Source organism: Methanosarcina mangrovi, assembly GCF_052057765.1.
Classification (GTDB): domain Archaea; phylum Halobacteriota; class Methanosarcinia; order Methanosarcinales; family Methanosarcinaceae; genus Methanosarcina.
This window is the reverse complement of the sequence record NZ_CP195120.1, coordinates 1893103-1907557: the sequence shown is the minus strand read 5'-3', so window position 1 is coordinate 1907557 and position 14455 is coordinate 1893103. Positions and strand designations below refer to the sequence as shown.

The window sequence follows — 14455 nt, the reverse complement described above, 5'->3', positions numbered from 1 at the left end:
TTAATCTAAAGAAGCCCGGCAAAGTGCCCTTTATAAAATGTAAAAATCACGGGTTTTTCAATTTCACTTTTCTTAACTTTTCCTTTAACAAATGTATTCAAGGGAGATTTAAGAAATACACATCTACAAAACTAATTACAAAAATTTTTGACGTTTTGCTCCTTAATCGAATCAAATGAAGACAAATATTTAAATTAATTTAAAAAATGGTGAAGCTTTTTATACATAACTGTTAAACTATTATTGATATGTAAGGGGAGGGACTTTACACAACTATGTTGAATGGAGAGCAAAATATGGAAAAATATGAAAGATTCAAGGCGTGGGCTCATCAAAATCCAAATTATTTATTGCTCTTATCATTTGGTTCTGTAATGAGCTTTTTGCTGTTTACAGGTATTATCATCGGAATTCTTGCAGGAGCTGGAATGATGGTAATGCCCGGCAATATTTCTCTAACGATATTTGAATTAATTATTTGGTGTTTAGCAATGATTCCAATTTCTGCTTGGGCACTGGAGATAAAGGGAAGAAGCAAATGGTGGTTAATCCTTTCAGTTGCATGGTGGGGAGTCGTAATATTAGTGCTACTGAAAAACAACAGCAAAGAAACTTCATACGTTTGATGTAATTGCGTAACTTGTTGCTGCAAATTTCACCCATTCAGCGGTGGAAACGGACGGGTAGCCTAGGCTTCTCACAAACCTGTATTTGATTGCGAGGGTTATCCTGTCGTGCTCAAAAAAGAGGACAGAGGAAAATATTACAAATTCCTTAGAGCCGCAGATACTGGAAACCTGGGACCGTTTGTCAATTTCATTGCAAAAGCGGTGGATGGAAATCTGACCTTATATCTCTCCATCTCAGGAGGAAAGGACGAAGTGATACCTTCAAAATAACTTTCTATAGAAACTCCTTATTCTCAGGAATATCTCAGCCTGCGGGCCAGACAGGGGCTTCTGGATGCTGTAAAAATAGGAAAAACATGGCACAGTTCAAAACGTGCGATTGAGAAATATCTATTCGAGCATGGGAAAAAAGATGTTTGACTTCCGTGTTCTTAGCAAATCCATTAAGAAGAGATTTAGGCAGACCGCCAGCAGGAAAAATACATTTAGAACTTATCTAAAATCAATTTTTATCCACCCCGCAGCAAGCTGCGGGGTATTCGATTGAAATAACCAATGTATATTCCTCCAGACAGACATTGTATCGAGCCAGAAGAATATGGTTATTGCGTTATTAAGCTTGTCCAAAATTTTACTCTGCAGCGCATATGTAACCTGCTTCGTAGCTGCTACAGATGCCGGAGTTAGCATTTTGTATTATGAAATTTTTACCTTTGCTGTCAGCTCTGAAATCAATGCTACCATCAGTAAAGCCAGCCTCCACAAATGATGACATGACGATCTTGATACCATTATTCTCCATGATTGCATCATTTTCAGTTATGTCATCAGCAAGTGCTAATCCATAGTGAATATCTGCACCCGACTCAGTTACATAGATCCGTATCGCTGGCTGTTCGATCCCTTCTTTCTCGAATAATGATTTAAGCTCTGCAGCAGCTCTGTCTGTTATTTCTATCATTTATGTACCCCCAATTTCCATATATAATTGCCAATTTCTTACCATATATAGATTGGCAATTATATATGGTATTATTTATTGAAGCTGCTATATAAATGCCTTGTTTTCTAATTTAGTTATCCAAAATCAATTTTACGACTGCATCGTTACCTGATCCATAATTCACTTGAAATTGGTCACTTGAATCAGAAAAATCTCCTCCAGAGGAAAAGAATCGCTTAATCTAAAGAAGCCCTGCAAAGTGCCCCATATAAAGCTGCAGAAATCACGGATTTTTCAATTTCACTTTTCATAAAAAACGTATTTGGAGAAGAATCCAGCAGCCCACCAACAGGATAAAATATATTTCAAATTATCGGGCATACACCAGAAAAGCATAGATGAAAAAACATGAAAAAAATATTTTCAGTTTATAATTTTCAAAAAATAAAATAAGTAGACGGGGTGATTTGTCTTGATCAGTTCTTCAGGGCTTCTAAAGTTTGCTGGAAATGCTGATTTATGATCTGAATATATATTTCTCTTGGCAGGAGTTCACGGCTTACAATATCAAGGGTCTCCGGTGACATTCTATGTTCCTTTACAAGCTGGCGGCCTGCTTCCTTTGCTGCTTCGAAAATATCACCTATTGGTGCACCCATCTCCAGCATGCCAGACATTGCTCCACCGTGAGGGCGCAAAAGTGCCCCTGAAAATTCAGCAGATAGATTTTTGCAAAGGGCTTTCATATGTACAAGAAGGGGATCAAAATTGTCCTTTTCCCAGAAGCCGCAGTTGGAGACCAGAACAAATTTACGAGCCTTTGTTTCTCCACGCGCAGGATGGCGGCAGTGTTCATCTTGTAATTCGAAGAATGGTTGTGCGAGAGGAATAATACGATCGATCAGATTCTTCATCGGACCTGTGATTCCGTCTACATAAACCGGAGTAGCGAATACTATAACATCAGCCGCATCGATCCTTGGATATAATAAATTCATATCGTCATTATGCAAACATTTTCCTGGCGTTTTTAGCCAGCAGTTGAATTCTCCTGTGCACGGATGAATATTTAGTTTACTTGTATAGAAGAGTTCTACTTCTGCCCCTGCTTCTTTCATCCCTTCAAGAAAAGGGTTCAATATCATAGCCGTATTGCCTTTATCCATTCTAGGACTGGAATTTATTGCCAGAACTTTCATATGTTGTTCCTCCAGCATACCTCGACTACTCTTATCAAAGAACAGTCTGATGTTTTATTAAATAGCAATCCTTCAAGCTTCAGTCTTACAAATCAAATTTGTCGGATCTTATAAAATTAAAAAACTTCATTGAAAAAAATACTAAATCAAATCATAAATTACATCATAACATAAAGATTTATTTGAGAAATTACACCATATCAATACTTGCAGAAAAATAATCTAAAAAGAATCTCTATTAAAAGATCACAAAACTTATCGGCCCTGCAAATTGTTCCTTTTAAAGCTGAAAAATCAGGGTCTTTCTATTTCACTTTTCTTAACTTTATCTTCACAAACGTATTCGGGATAGATTGAGCAGACCGCCGGCAGGAAAAATATATTTTAATTGAACTGGAATGATTGAAAGGATTTCATTCCCTATCCGGGAGTCCAGTTTCAGATGGCCCCTATGAAAACAAAACTCGGTTAACAGGTTTTAAAATTAACTTGGAAACAGCCCAAAAAAGAAAAAAATCAATTTAATGAATCGGTAAAAGGCAAGAAAGTCAATTATCCACCCAGTGTGATATCTTGATCTTGATAAAATTCCAGTGCATTGAATAAATGTTCCGGCTTAAAATCTGGCCACATTTCGTTAACCACATATATATCCGAATATACCGTTTGAACCGGAAGCATTCCACTGAGTCTGTGTCTTCCTCCCCAACGGATAAGTAAATCTATTCTTGGAATCTCTGCTGATGCAATATTTTCTATCATTTTTTTACTATCCGAAGAGTTCTCAAATGCATACGTTAAATCCCAGTACCAACCATAATTTACCAAAAAATTTATCCTTACTTTACCTTTCCCAAATTTAGTCCTCTTTGTATATGCAAGTAACTCTTTTGGAAACATGTCCGAATTGGTATTCCCTACTACAAGCAGTTCGGCATCATGTTTGGAAAGTTCTTTAACTGACTTTATACAGGCATCCACAAACGCTTTTCTTTGAATTTGAGGTCTTTTTGTGTTATCCTGAGTGAATCCAAAAAAAGTAACTTCGTCTATTCCTATTTTTACGCATATATCATATAGCTCCAGGCCTGGAGCTATTCCATGTTTATATCCTTCATGCTTTTCTAAACCTCTGTCTAAAGCCCATCTCCTGTTTCCATCCGGTATTATAGCTATGTGTCCTGGTAGTCTTTTAAATTTAGGTATATCCAGAAAATAACCCCCTATTTCTTTGCTTAAAAATGCTATAAATAATCTTCACCGAACTCAGCTAACGAATTTTATGCGTAGAATTTAGTTGGAAGTCTTAACTTTAATCAGAAAAACTCCCTAAGAGGAAAAAAATCGTTTAATCTAAAGGTACCCTGCAAAGTGCCCCATTTAAAGCTAAAAAATCATGGGTTTTTCAATTTCGCTTTTCTTAACTTTATCTTAACAAAATCAGAGGTAGATAGGAATCCTCTAATAATAAAATTTCTATATGTTAAAATGTAGTTGCTGCAGATGTGGGTTACTACAAAAAACATTGAAAAATAATTATTTTGAAAAAGTTGGTGTGAATAATATGAAAGGATTTGCAATGCTTGAAATTGGAAAAGTAGGCTGGATTGATGCTGAAAGACCTTCAGCAGGACCATATGATGCAATCGTGAGGCCTCTTGCGGTCGCGCCGTGTACATCAGACATTCATACTGTCTGGGAAGGTGCGCTTGGAGACCGCAAAAACATGATTTTAGGACACGAAGCTGTAGGTGTTATAGAAGAAATCGGCTCAGAGGTCAAAGACTTCAAACCAGGCGATAAAGTAATTGTTCCTGCAATTACACCTGACTGGCGATCCATGGAGGCACAGGATGGAATGCCTATGCACTCAAATGGAATGCTTTCCGGATGGAAGTTTTCAAACTTCAAAAGTGGAGTCTTTGCAGAATATTTCCATGTAAATGATGCAGACATGAATTTAGCTCTACTTCCAGAAGGAATGCCCCTCGAACAGGCTGTCATGCTATCGGATATGGCAACTACTGGAATACAGGGCGCAGAAATGGCAAATATTAAAACGGGTTCTACAGTTGCAGTCATAGGAATAGGTCCTGTCGGTTTGATGGCAGTGGCAGGCGCCTCTATTCTTGGTGCAGGCAGGCTCATTGCGGTAGGAAGCCGGAAAGTCAGTGTTGATCTTGCTCTGGAATACGGAGCATCCGAAATTGTTGATTACAGAGGAGGCGGACTTGTTGAACAGATTCTTGAAAAGACGAGTGGAAAAGGTGTGGACTCTGTAATCATAGCAGGAGGAAATGAAAACACAATTTCAGATGCAGTCAAAATAGTAAAGCCCGGAGGCACGGTATCAAACGTCAACTACTACGGAACCGGAGACGTACTTCCTATTCCGCGTATTGAATGGGGGTCGGGTATGTCTCACAAAGACATACGTGGCGGCCTGACAACCGGAGGTCGTCTGAGAATGGAAAGAATGGCTGCCCTATGTACCTACGGAAGGATAAAACCGGAAAAAATGGTTACCCACCTATTCGAAGGATTCGACAAAATGGAAGAGGCTCTCATGCTCATGAAAGAAAAACCAAGAGATCTGATCAAACCTGTTGTTCTTCTGGAGGAATAAGCGAGTCAACTACCTCTCCCTGAACTCTTCGCAAAGCTCAGGGTTTTCAGGAAGGGGTATCCTCGCTTTATGGGATAAAAGATTGATCAGATAGACAGAATAGAGCCGTAAAAGTAGCTAATACGTCTGCCATATTTCTCATCGGGTAGACAGCGAGCCATTATCGGGGACTGGGTCGAATGGAACCCGCTAACAGCTCCGCAGGCGATGGTTATGAAAAGCATAGGCCACAAAGGAAGGCCAATCAGGGTGAAAACTCCTTAAAGCTATTTCAGGGATCTCATATCCTTTGATGAGGAGCATGGACCCGATGCTTAACGCCATTATCAACAGGACAGCTCCGAATAAGGGGTAGATACGGCTTATGATCCTGTCAATCGGAACGACAGTAGCTACGAAGTAATACAGAAGGATGATAACCAGCCAGAAATTCGATCGGGCCAGCAGCCCTGTGAACCCCAGACCTGCCAGAACTCCGCCCGCGAAAATACTGCCCAGGACGATCCACAGGAAGGCAGCGGGACCGCATAAAGCTCCCAGAATAGCGCCATATATAGCCCCAAGCCAGCAGAAACCGGATAAGGAACATGCTGCGCCAGCTTAGAGGGACAAAATCAACACCATCTTCCTATGTGTGTGCGGGTGTTCTTCGTGAGGGATCAGCTCCGAATATATTTTCGACAAAAAAACCATAAGAAAAATATCCCAGCACAAGTGCGACAAGAGAAAGCAGGAAACTGATCATATGATTTAATAAAGAGACTTTTTATTATTTGCGGTTTCCCCTCAAAAGACGAAAAATTTTGAGATTGAAGTTGGAGATGTTGGAGATTATAAAACGAAAGAAAAATACCTATCTCTATCCGCTCTAATCTCCAGCAAAACAGCTGCTAATGCATTATATTATTTTTGAATCGTATTCCATTAAAATCAAACGGGGACTTCTTTCGCCAGGATATAAGCGACCATTTCAGAGTTCAGCTTGCTCTCACTTGAAACCTTTTTCTCAATCTCCTCAGCTGATTTGCCTTCAATTTTCATTTCCTTAATATTGTCAATCAGCGAGGACGGAATTATGTAATATTCGTTTATATCTTTCCTGTGCCCCCAGATATCTCCTTCGAGAAGCTGGATTCTCTGCATCTGAAGGAACATTCCTATAGATTTTGAGACAGTTGCCATATAAGATTTAGGCAGTTGAATTACCTCAATTCTCGGGCAGCTCTCTACCAATTCAAAGATATCCCTGTTTGAAGGTCGGAATGTCAGGTGTACGATACGCTCATTCGGATTAAGTGTAGGGATTTCTTCTCTGGAACTAACTACTCTAATTTTCATTTTGTCCCCCTCTGTAAATTTTTTTAATTTTACTATAATATAAATTACGCTTACTTATTATAAATATTTTTCTTATTAAGCTAATATTATTTAGTTAGTATTCCAGATATACAGGTTATATTATAGTTATTTAATTGATTTAATTAAGCCAAAAACAAAATAAAAAAGATTTTTACGAGTTATTTTTTCTATTTCTGCTTCAATTTTTATTCTTTACTCTGTTATAATTGCTTCTAAAGTTTAGCTTAATTATTTTATTGATTGGTTTCTGTCAGCTTCAGACTTTCACGAGACTTTGCATGGAAATTTTTGAGTTTGTTATGAATTCTCAAAACGATAGCACGCCTGGCTTTGAAATGATTTATGAATTAGCCTGCATCTTTGGAGTGTTCCGATACAGAAGAAGATGAAATAGAATAAGCTGCAGTCCGGTGAGGAGCTGTTGATCAAATCTGACAGAAAGGGCACATTCGTCCTGTTTTATCAGTTTCGATAAATAGTTTATGTCTACTTTCATGCACATATCCTCACAATCAATTGTGTTTATTTTAATGCATACAACCTCACAATCAAAGTTCCGGTGTCTCACTTCACCGCAATAAAACTGTATTTGACTGAAATCAAACACGGAAAGCGATAAAAGCCCATCAGATTCAAAAACATTATAAAGAATCAGGTGCTTATACACAATGAAGTAGTCCTCGATTAAGATATGCATGTTTTTGGTGTTCACAACATGGGTTTATTTGACGTTTTTAAAAACAAAGCAAAACGCTCTCAAAATTCCTCCGGATTGAGTTATTCGATAACTGACAACGTTCTATCAATCGATGATTTTACGGGAGAATATCACCAATCACCAAAAGGCAAATTCATTTTAGCGTGGAAAGATCAAAACGAAAACGGAAAATATATTTTATTGGAACGCGGGAAGATAAAACTTCAGGCTAAGATGAGACACCCCGGTAGTGGAATGGTTTCAAACTCCGGAGTGTTTATTCTAAGCGATTTGACCTCCAAGGGCATGTACGGGATATTCCATATAATAAATGCAGACGGAGAAACTCTGATCAAGCAAAGATGTAAGGCAAATCTGGGTCCTACCGGCATTTCGGATGACGGACGCTTTGCTGTTTGCCAGGCTTTAGAAAGCACCAGTAAGTCGGATAGCTGTAAACTATTTTTCTTTGATATAAAGAACAGAAAACTGTTATGGAAAAAATTGCCTGAGACGGTCGGAACTGAGCTTAACTGGGCAAAAAGCTACCGCTTTGACACTAAAAGAAAAGTCCTGTATTTGATACACGATAAGAATAGAGCTTACCGTTACACTTTCGAAGGGACTTTCATTGATTCCAAACAGTATAGACATGACTGCATCAATGCTGGAAGCGATATTGAGTTTCTCGAAGCCGTTAAAGAATTGAAAGTAGAGCTTTCTGAAAATACCGATCTCAAGGAATATGATGCACTTATAACTCCTCTAGAAAAAGGATTGAAAAGATTTTCTGACAAAGATACAAGATCAAAAATTCATAGGGTTTTGGGGGAAATCCTCCATTTACAGGGAAATGATGCCGAGGCAATAAAACATTTTGAAAACGCATTGAAACTTAATCCGAAGGTGGGAGTTAAAAGGACGCTCGAAAAATTAAAAAAGTCCCAGCATTAAAAACAGCTACATAGTTCTGTGTTTCAAGCCTTTGGACTAACTTCTTTATCAAACTGTCCTGCCTGACCAGTTAAAGCCGGCCTAAAAACAATCGGATTCTGTGTAAGCAAAAATATTTCCTAATTGGCTATTATTGGTTACAGTTGGCTACTATAACTCCGCGTCTGTTTCAACTGATGCAGTAGCTTTACCTTGAGCATATTTTTGTTGCAGGGCCCAAGTTTGTCGGGCTCTGGGATAAATACCAACTTATTATTATGAAAGGCCCGAAATTAAAAAAATTATTTTTAATCTAAGGCAACCCTTTAATATGCCCTTCTGAATTTGCAAAAATCACGAGTTTTTTAGTTTTCTTTTCTTAACTCTTGTGGACTTCCGTAGTACCCTTCAAAAGAGATTAACGTACATACATATGGAGAGGTTACCGGGAATCAGAGTAAAACATGGGTATGAAAGTTGAAACTGGTAAATTTAAACCTGAGCTCAAATAAAAGATGCACAAAGTAAATGAAAATTAGTAATGAGTTAAAAATTCTACTGACAAGTTTTATTAATGATATTTATAAATGCAGATAATTATAATTATTACTAAATTAAGTGGGGACTTCCGAACTCTATACAGATATGTCTGAAAGCTGTATGAAAGTTTATTACAGTAAGATGTATCGTTTGTTTTTTGAGCATATAATTTTTTGATATGTGCAGGGATTTTCGGAAACAGATCTGGAAGAATCAATATAGGGGTATTGAAATGGGTTTAAGGGGAGTAATGAGTTTCCTTTTTCTGGCCGGGATGGCGTTAATTTTCACTATGAATGGCAGCCTGGCCCGGGGAGAACTTACAGCGATTAATGTTATCCAGGGAGAAGGGCTGGCAAGTCCATTGATCGGGGAGAATGTTTCCGTAGAAGCAATCGTAGTCGGCGATTTCCAGGGCAAAGATAAGCTCAACGGATTCTATTTGCAGGAAGAAGACAGCGATGCAGATAACCTTCCGGAGACCTCAGAAGGAATCTTCGTCTATGATCCCGGAGAGCTGGGAAAAACAGAAAACATATCCGCAGGAGATACGGTGCAGGTTACGGGAGTGGTCGAAGAAACATCTTGTCTGACGCAGATCAAATTATCCGAAATTACGAAGTTAAATGAGACTGCAAGCTCGCATCAGGTTACTATTCTGCCAGTTACGCTGCCCGTGGCAGATACAAAATACCTTGAGAGATTCGAGGGCATGCTGGTTGAATTGCCACAGGAATTCGTCATCACTTCCAATGATCACTTTGCTCTTAATGGCGAAAAAACTCTATCTCCCTCCTCACGGTTACCAAACCCTACGAGTTTATCCGAACCCGGACTACCGGCCATTACCCTCCATGCCTTAAATCAGCGCAGTAAAATTATCCTCGACGATGGAAGCAAAAAGAAATACCCCGACCCCGGACCTTTCCCCCGGACGTTGCGTAGCGGGGATTCCGTTCAGGGTATTACTGGGATCCTGAGCTTTGGTTTCGGGGAATACAGGGTCTATCCCCTGAGCATACAGAATATTTCAGTATCAAACCCGCGCCCTGATAAGCCTGAACCCGCAGGAGGTACCGTAAAGATAGCCAGTTTTAACGTGGAAAACTACTTCAACGGTGATGGCCAGGGAGGAGGATTCCAGACTTCGAGAGGGGCTGAATCGCAAGCAGAATTCGAACGCCAGCGAGCCAAGATTTTCGATGCCATAACAGATATGGATGCCGATGTAATCGGGCTGATGGAGATTGAAAACGATGGTTACGGAGAATTCAGTGCCATCCAGGATCTGGTAAACGGCCTGAATGCCTGTGAAGGCAAACCTGATAATGTAACTTACTCATTCATTGATCCGGGATTACAGAAGCTAGGTTTGGATGCCATTTCAGTCGGGATCATCTACAATTCCCAGAAAGTAAGACCGGTCGGCACAGCAGCAACGATATCCACAGGGGCATTTTCGTCAAGAAACCGCCAGCCTCTGGCCCAGACCTTCGAGGAGATAGCTACTGGAGAGAGGTTTACACTGGTGATCAACCATCTCAAATCAAAGAACCCACCCGGACGGGGGCATGTGATAGATAGCGATGACAAAGATAAGGGAGACGGACAGGGTTACTTTAATGGCGTCAGGACAGAAGCTGCAAATGACCTGGTAACCTGGCTTGCCAGTGACCCGACACAAAGTGGCGATAATGATTATCTGGTCATGGGCGACATGAACTCTTATGCCCTTGAAGACCCGATTACCGCCATGAAAAACGCGGGCTACACCAACCTGGTTGCAGCTTTCGTTGGCCCTGATGCCTATACATATGCCTTTGATGATCAGTGGGGAACCCTCGATTATGCTCTTTCAAATACAAACATGACTCAGCAAGTCACAGGTGCAACAGTATGGCATATTAATTCCGACGAATCCCCTGCATTCGGTTACGGGGGCAAATGGAATAGTACTGATAAATACCGGTCCTCAGACCATGATCCTGTAATCGTCGGGTTTAACCTGTCCAGCAATGCAGGGTAATTCGACGAAATAATATTTCCCGGATGAAATTCAAAATACCGGAGGTCTGGAACGGGGTTCCAGAAGTTCCACAACCTTTACGGGGTGGAAATCAGGAAGTCAGGTTTGCGGTAATCGGAGCTCTGAAAATCGTTGGAGAAGCAAAAAGAATAACCACATGAAGTATGCGAAAAAAACCCATCCGTACCCTGGAAAAACCTCGCAGCATACGGGAGAAGTTGATCCGCGCTTACTTCGGAGTTAATCAAAAAATAAAAAAAGGTTTAACTCAGATCTCAATCAACTCGTAGTCCCTGCTTCCCATCCCGATTTTTTCGGCATATTCAAGCTGGTGGGTGCCGTCAACTCTGGGCCAGGTCCCTTTGAACTTATCAGCTCCTGCCTCATGGTTACACTGAAGAGCAGAGTCTGCAAGACCTTTTTGCCTGTTCACAAGATCGTAGCTTGCCTGGTCGAGGGCAACAGGGTCTTTTGAGGCAAGAATTCCTATATCAGGAACAATAGGTGCATCGCTCCAGGGCACACAGTCGCAGTCCGGGGTAATCCTGAGCAGGATATTGAAGTAGCCCACTCTGTTTTCCTTTCCTTTTACCGCCCCATATGCATATTCCGTCAGGTACTCGAGGAACTTAGGGATCTCGTTTTCCCAGTCTATATCAATTGCGCCTGCAGGACATACTTCCATGCACTGCCCGCAGCTTATGCAGGCTTCAACTTCAATCCTTGAGAGTTCACCTTCAAGAGCGGCTGCTCCTGTTGGGCAGACTTCGACACATTTCCCGCAGCCTATGCACAGTTCTTCGTTCACCTGCGGGCTTGTAGGGAAATGCTGGTCCTTCTTCCCGGCAGCAGGTGCACAACCCATTGCCAGGTTCTTGATCGCGCCCCCAAAGCCTGCCATGATATGCCCCTTGAAGTGTGACATCACGATCATGGAGTCGGCTGAAACGATATCGGACCCGATTTTCACGGCTTTGAAATGCTCCTGCCGGATCTCGACCTCTGCTATGTTCTGGCTCCTGAGCCCATCCGAAATAATAAGCGGAGCCCGAACCACGGAATAATCAAAACCGTGCTCAATGGCTGTTGTCAGGTGGTCAACTGCGTTATGCCTGCTTCCGGAGTAGAGAGTATTTGTATCCGTAACAAACGGTTTTGCTCCGGCTGCCCTTATTTTATCCACGACCTGACGGACAAAGACCGGATTGATGTAACCGTCGTTCCCGTATTCCCCAAAATGGACCTTGATTGCAGTCAGATCTTCTGCTCCAAGCAGTTCGACAAACCCTGCTTCGTCAAAAAGTCTCTGAATCTTGCTTATCTTGTTCTCACCGGGGTTTTTTGCCCTCAGGTCTGCAAAATATACTTTACTTGCCATTAAAGTACCTCCCTAAAATAAGTCGAATTATTACTCTTTACCCGTCCTGTGTAATCAAGAAAGCCTTTTTCATTTTTAGGTGTTGCGCTGTTAGGAGAAAAAAGAAAAAATAGTAAAGACCCTTGATTCTATTGCTTGCCCGTAAATTTCCTATACTTTTTTATATCCACTGCAATCTGCTTGAACTTCTCCTTTTCAAGTCTTTTCAGCCCGATTTCAGCTTTTTTTGACTGGAATATGAGTTCTTCAGTTAACCTGTGATAGCTGGCAAGCCTCTCCTCCGGAATAAGCCCGTCCTTTACCGCCTGAAGGACAGCGCAGCCCGGCTCGTCACGATGAGTGCAGTCCTTGAACCGGCAGTTGCGGGCTGCATCAACGATCTCTGAAAAAACTTTTTCAAGCCCTTCGGCAGAATCCCCAAGCTGGATTTCCCTGATCCCCGGGTTGTCTATAAGAACTGCTCCGTTTGGAAGCAGGAACATCTGGCGGACTGTAGTTGTATGCCTGCCTTTTTCATCATCTTCCCTGATACCCCCGGTTCTCTGGACGGTTTCACCAAGAAGAGAGTTAATAAGAGTGGATTTTCCTACACCTGAAGAACCTATAAGTGCAACTGTTTCTCCCGGGTTGAGGTAAGGGCTGAGCGCGTCAAGCCCTGTTTTCGAAAGGGCACTTAAGGGAATAACCGGCACGTCCCCCGCAACAGTCCGGATTTTTTCAACCAATCGGGCAGGATCATCCGCAAGGTCAATCTTGTTAAGCAAAATCACCGGGCTTGCTCCGGAAGAATATACAATGGCGAGATATCTTTCAAGCCTTCGAAGGTTGAGATCCTTCCCCGTGGCAGTTACGATGAAAATAGTATCAAGATTTGCAGCAATTACCTGCTCTCCGCCCCCATCCCCTGCTGCGCCTCTTGAAAGGCAGGTCCTCCTGGACAGGATATTCACAACCATGCGCGAGCCCATTTCCGGCTGGTCAAGCAAAACGATAAAATCTCCTACAACCGGCTGCTTCCCGATTCGCTGGAGGGCTCCGGAAATTCCCGCCTGTACGACAGCTCCCGGTACAAGGACCTCACAGATTGTTTTATGCCGGGATACGACTCTTCCGGCAAGATAGGAGCCCTGGTAGACAGAAAATGCCGATTCGAGATCTTCGTCCCAGCCTGGAATAGCCTTTATACGGTCATTACCTGAACTGTTTTCAGAATTGATATCTGAGCTATGATCTGGACTTTCTGCTTCGCAATGGTCGTTCATAAATTGACTATCAGTTTTACATGGTTAAGTCTTTTTCTTTTGATACTTTATCGGTTATCGGTCGATTCCGACCGGTTTCAACTGAAACTTTTTTCTTCACCAGCTGCAAATTTTCTTCGTCCGGACATTTGTCAATGTTTCAAACTCTTTTTATATTAAAATAGTAAGTTTAGATTGATGGACAATCCAGCAATTATCCCAATACTTATAATTTTGGCTGTCACAGCAGGAGCTCTTTTCTTCATCTCCTACCGGCTGGGAAAAAAAGTAAATCAGACTGGAAAATATACAAAGAGCTACGTGAACGAGAATGGAAATAAAAATGGTAATGAAAACGGAAAAGAGGATGCAATGGGATCAGGACTTGCCCTTGGCATGTCATTGGGTTTAATAATTGGCATTATGACGAACAATATAGCTCTGGGAGTTGCTCTCGGACCTGCTCTTGGAATGGCTTTGGGAGCAGCTTTTGGGAAAAAATGAGGTATAGAGTACGCGAAAAACAAATAGTACCATACATTCATGCCAAGTAATAAGATAAATATTGGAAACTTCTTAAAAGACCTCTCGCTCATTCTAAATTATTCTTATAATTCCAGCAGAACAGCCGGTTTCACTTTCATGTAATATTGGATATATAGCATTCAGTTTTGGATAGCTCCTCAAGATATCAAGCAAGCCCCTGAGAGTTATGAATCGCGGGGATATGAGCTAGGATGGGAGCAGTTACAACGTTTGATAAATCTGAAAAAGCTAAAAGAGTTTTATAAATAAACTATGCAATTGATAGGAAAAAGTAAGAAAATCTGGAGTAAGAATATGTATGAGTTCTAAATTATTTGGTGATTTAATATTGAGAATAA

At 41.1% G+C, this 14455-nt stretch carries 14 protein-coding genes; 7 read left to right on the top strand and 7 right to left on the bottom strand.

Features of this window, described 5'->3' with window-relative positions:
• Positions 1 to 296 precede the first annotated feature (296 nt).
• Positions 297 to 626, top strand: coding sequence for a hypothetical protein (locus ACSAZL_RS08725; protein WP_440948295.1), 330 nt, complete (start codon positions 297 to 299; stop codon positions 624 to 626).
• A gap of 108 nt (positions 627 to 734) precedes the next feature.
• Positions 735 to 899 carry a hypothetical protein gene (locus tag ACSAZL_RS08720; RefSeq protein ID WP_440948294.1) on the top strand — a complete coding sequence of 55 codons (165 nt, stop codon included), beginning with the start codon at positions 735 to 737 and terminating at the stop codon, positions 897 to 899.
• 361 nt (positions 900 to 1260) lie between these two features.
• Here the strand turns inward: ACSAZL_RS08720 and ACSAZL_RS08715 are convergent, their stop codons facing one another.
• The 3 genes from ACSAZL_RS08715 to ACSAZL_RS08705 form a co-directional block, all read right to left on the bottom strand.
• Positions 1261 to 1590, bottom strand: coding sequence for a HesB/IscA family protein (locus ACSAZL_RS08715; RefSeq protein ID WP_440948293.1), 330 nt, complete (start codon positions 1588 to 1590; stop codon positions 1261 to 1263).
• Between the two features lie 458 nt (positions 1591 to 2048).
• Positions 2049 to 2738: a flavodoxin family protein gene (locus ACSAZL_RS08710; protein ID WP_440948292.1), complete on the bottom strand. Its 690-nt coding sequence runs from the start codon at positions 2736 to 2738 to the stop codon at positions 2049 to 2051.
• A 585-nt stretch (positions 2739 to 3323) separates the two neighbouring features.
• Positions 3324 to 3938 (bottom strand): undecaprenyl diphosphate synthase family protein, encoded by a 615-nt coding sequence (locus ACSAZL_RS08705; protein WP_440948818.1) that lies wholly within the window; start codon positions 3936 to 3938, stop codon positions 3324 to 3326.
• Positions 3939 to 4335: 397 nt separating this feature from the next.
• On the opposite strand from ACSAZL_RS08705, the gene ACSAZL_RS08700 reads away from it, so the two are divergent.
• Positions 4336 to 5397, top strand: a complete 1062-nt coding sequence (locus ACSAZL_RS08700) for an NAD(P)-dependent alcohol dehydrogenase (RefSeq protein ID WP_440948291.1) — start codon at positions 4336 to 4338, stop codon at positions 5395 to 5397.
• An 86-nt stretch (positions 5398 to 5483) separates the two neighbouring features.
• Here ACSAZL_RS08700 and ACSAZL_RS08695 read toward each other — a convergent pair whose 3' ends face one another.
• Together ACSAZL_RS08695 and ACSAZL_RS08690 are read right to left on the bottom strand one after the other, a co-directional pair.
• A complete protein-coding gene (locus ACSAZL_RS08695; protein ID WP_440948817.1) occupies positions 5484 to 5621 on the bottom strand; it encodes a carbon starvation CstA family protein in 138 nt (45 codons plus the stop codon).
• 706 nt (positions 5622 to 6327) lie between these two features.
• On the bottom strand, positions 6328 to 6735 hold the full coding sequence (locus tag ACSAZL_RS08690; RefSeq protein ID WP_440948290.1) for a DUF1699 family protein: 408 nt from the start codon (positions 6733 to 6735) through the stop codon (positions 6328 to 6330).
• 736 nt (positions 6736 to 7471) lie between these two features.
• Between ACSAZL_RS08690 and ACSAZL_RS08685 the strand changes: the two genes are divergently transcribed.
• The 3 genes from ACSAZL_RS08685 to ACSAZL_RS08675 all read left to right on the top strand — a co-directional run bounded on the left by ACSAZL_RS08685 (position 7472) and on the right by ACSAZL_RS08675 (position 11113).
• A complete protein-coding gene (locus ACSAZL_RS08685; protein WP_440948289.1) occupies positions 7472 to 8407 on the top strand; it encodes a tetratricopeptide repeat protein in 936 nt (311 codons plus the stop codon).
• Between the two features lie 751 nt (positions 8408 to 9158).
• Positions 9159 to 10952: an ExeM/NucH family extracellular endonuclease gene (locus tag ACSAZL_RS08680; RefSeq protein ID WP_440948288.1), complete on the top strand. Its 1794-nt coding sequence runs from the start codon at positions 9159 to 9161 to the stop codon at positions 10950 to 10952.
• 23 nt (positions 10953 to 10975) lie between these two features.
• The gene (locus ACSAZL_RS08675; protein WP_440948287.1) at positions 10976 to 11113 is read left to right on the top strand and encodes a hypothetical protein; all 138 of its coding nucleotides are present in this window, start codon (positions 10976 to 10978) and stop codon (positions 11111 to 11113) included.
• Between the two features lie 107 nt (positions 11114 to 11220).
• Here the strand turns inward: ACSAZL_RS08675 and ACSAZL_RS08670 are convergent, their stop codons facing one another.
• Positions 11221 to 12330 (bottom strand): DUF362 domain-containing protein, encoded by a 1110-nt coding sequence (locus ACSAZL_RS08670; protein ID WP_440948286.1) that lies wholly within the window; start codon positions 12328 to 12330, stop codon positions 11221 to 11223.
• A gap of 128 nt (positions 12331 to 12458) precedes the next feature.
• Positions 12459 to 13592, bottom strand: coding sequence for a ribosome small subunit-dependent GTPase A (rsgA, locus tag ACSAZL_RS08665; protein ID WP_440948285.1), 1134 nt, complete (start codon positions 13590 to 13592; stop codon positions 12459 to 12461).
• A gap of 177 nt (positions 13593 to 13769) precedes the next feature.
• Between rsgA and ACSAZL_RS08660 the strand changes: the two genes are divergently transcribed.
• Positions 13770 to 14075, top strand: a complete 306-nt coding sequence (locus ACSAZL_RS08660) for a hypothetical protein (protein WP_440948284.1) — start codon at positions 13770 to 13772, stop codon at positions 14073 to 14075.
• Positions 14076 to 14455 lie beyond the last annotated feature (380 nt).

What these genes read in the sequence shown, in the direction of transcription:
- ACSAZL_RS08715 (WP_440948293.1), bottom strand. Translation starts at nt 1,590, where the DNA reads ATGATAGAAATAACAGACAGAGCTGCTGCAGAGCTTAAATCATTATTC.
- ACSAZL_RS08710 (WP_440948292.1), bottom strand. Translation starts at nt 2,738, where the DNA reads ATGGATAAAGGCAATACGGCTATGATATTGAACCCTTTTCTTGAAGGG.
- ACSAZL_RS08685 (WP_440948289.1), top strand. Translation starts at nt 7,472, where the DNA reads ATGGGTTTATTTGACGTTTTTAAAAACAAAGCAAAACGCTCTCAAAAT.
- ACSAZL_RS08690 (WP_440948290.1), bottom strand. Translation starts at nt 6,735, where the DNA reads ATGAAAATTAGAGTAGTTAGTTCCAGAGAAGAAATCCCTACACTTAAT.
- ACSAZL_RS08700 (WP_440948291.1), top strand. Translation starts at nt 4,336, where the DNA reads ATGAAAGGATTTGCAATGCTTGAAATTGGAAAAGTAGGCTGGATTGAT.
- ACSAZL_RS08680 (WP_440948288.1), top strand. Translation starts at nt 9,159, where the DNA reads ATGGGTTTAAGGGGAGTAATGAGTTTCCTTTTTCTGGCCGGGATGGCG.
- ACSAZL_RS08725 (WP_440948295.1), top strand. Translation starts at nt 297, where the DNA reads ATGGAAAAATATGAAAGATTCAAGGCGTGGGCTCATCAAAATCCAAAT.
- ACSAZL_RS08670 (WP_440948286.1), bottom strand. Translation starts at nt 12,330, where the DNA reads ATGGCAAGTAAAGTATATTTTGCAGACCTGAGGGCAAAAAACCCCGGT.
- ACSAZL_RS08675 (WP_440948287.1), top strand. Translation starts at nt 10,976, where the DNA reads ATGAAATTCAAAATACCGGAGGTCTGGAACGGGGTTCCAGAAGTTCCA.
- ACSAZL_RS08660 (WP_440948284.1), top strand. Translation starts at nt 13,770, where the DNA reads ATGGACAATCCAGCAATTATCCCAATACTTATAATTTTGGCTGTCACA.
- rsgA (WP_440948285.1), bottom strand. Translation starts at nt 13,592, where the DNA reads ATGAACGACCATTGCGAAGCAGAAAGTCCAGATCATAGCTCAGATATC.
- ACSAZL_RS08695 (WP_440948817.1), bottom strand. Translation starts at nt 5,621, where the DNA reads ATGCTTTTCATAACCATCGCCTGCGGAGCTGTTAGCGGGTTCCATTCG.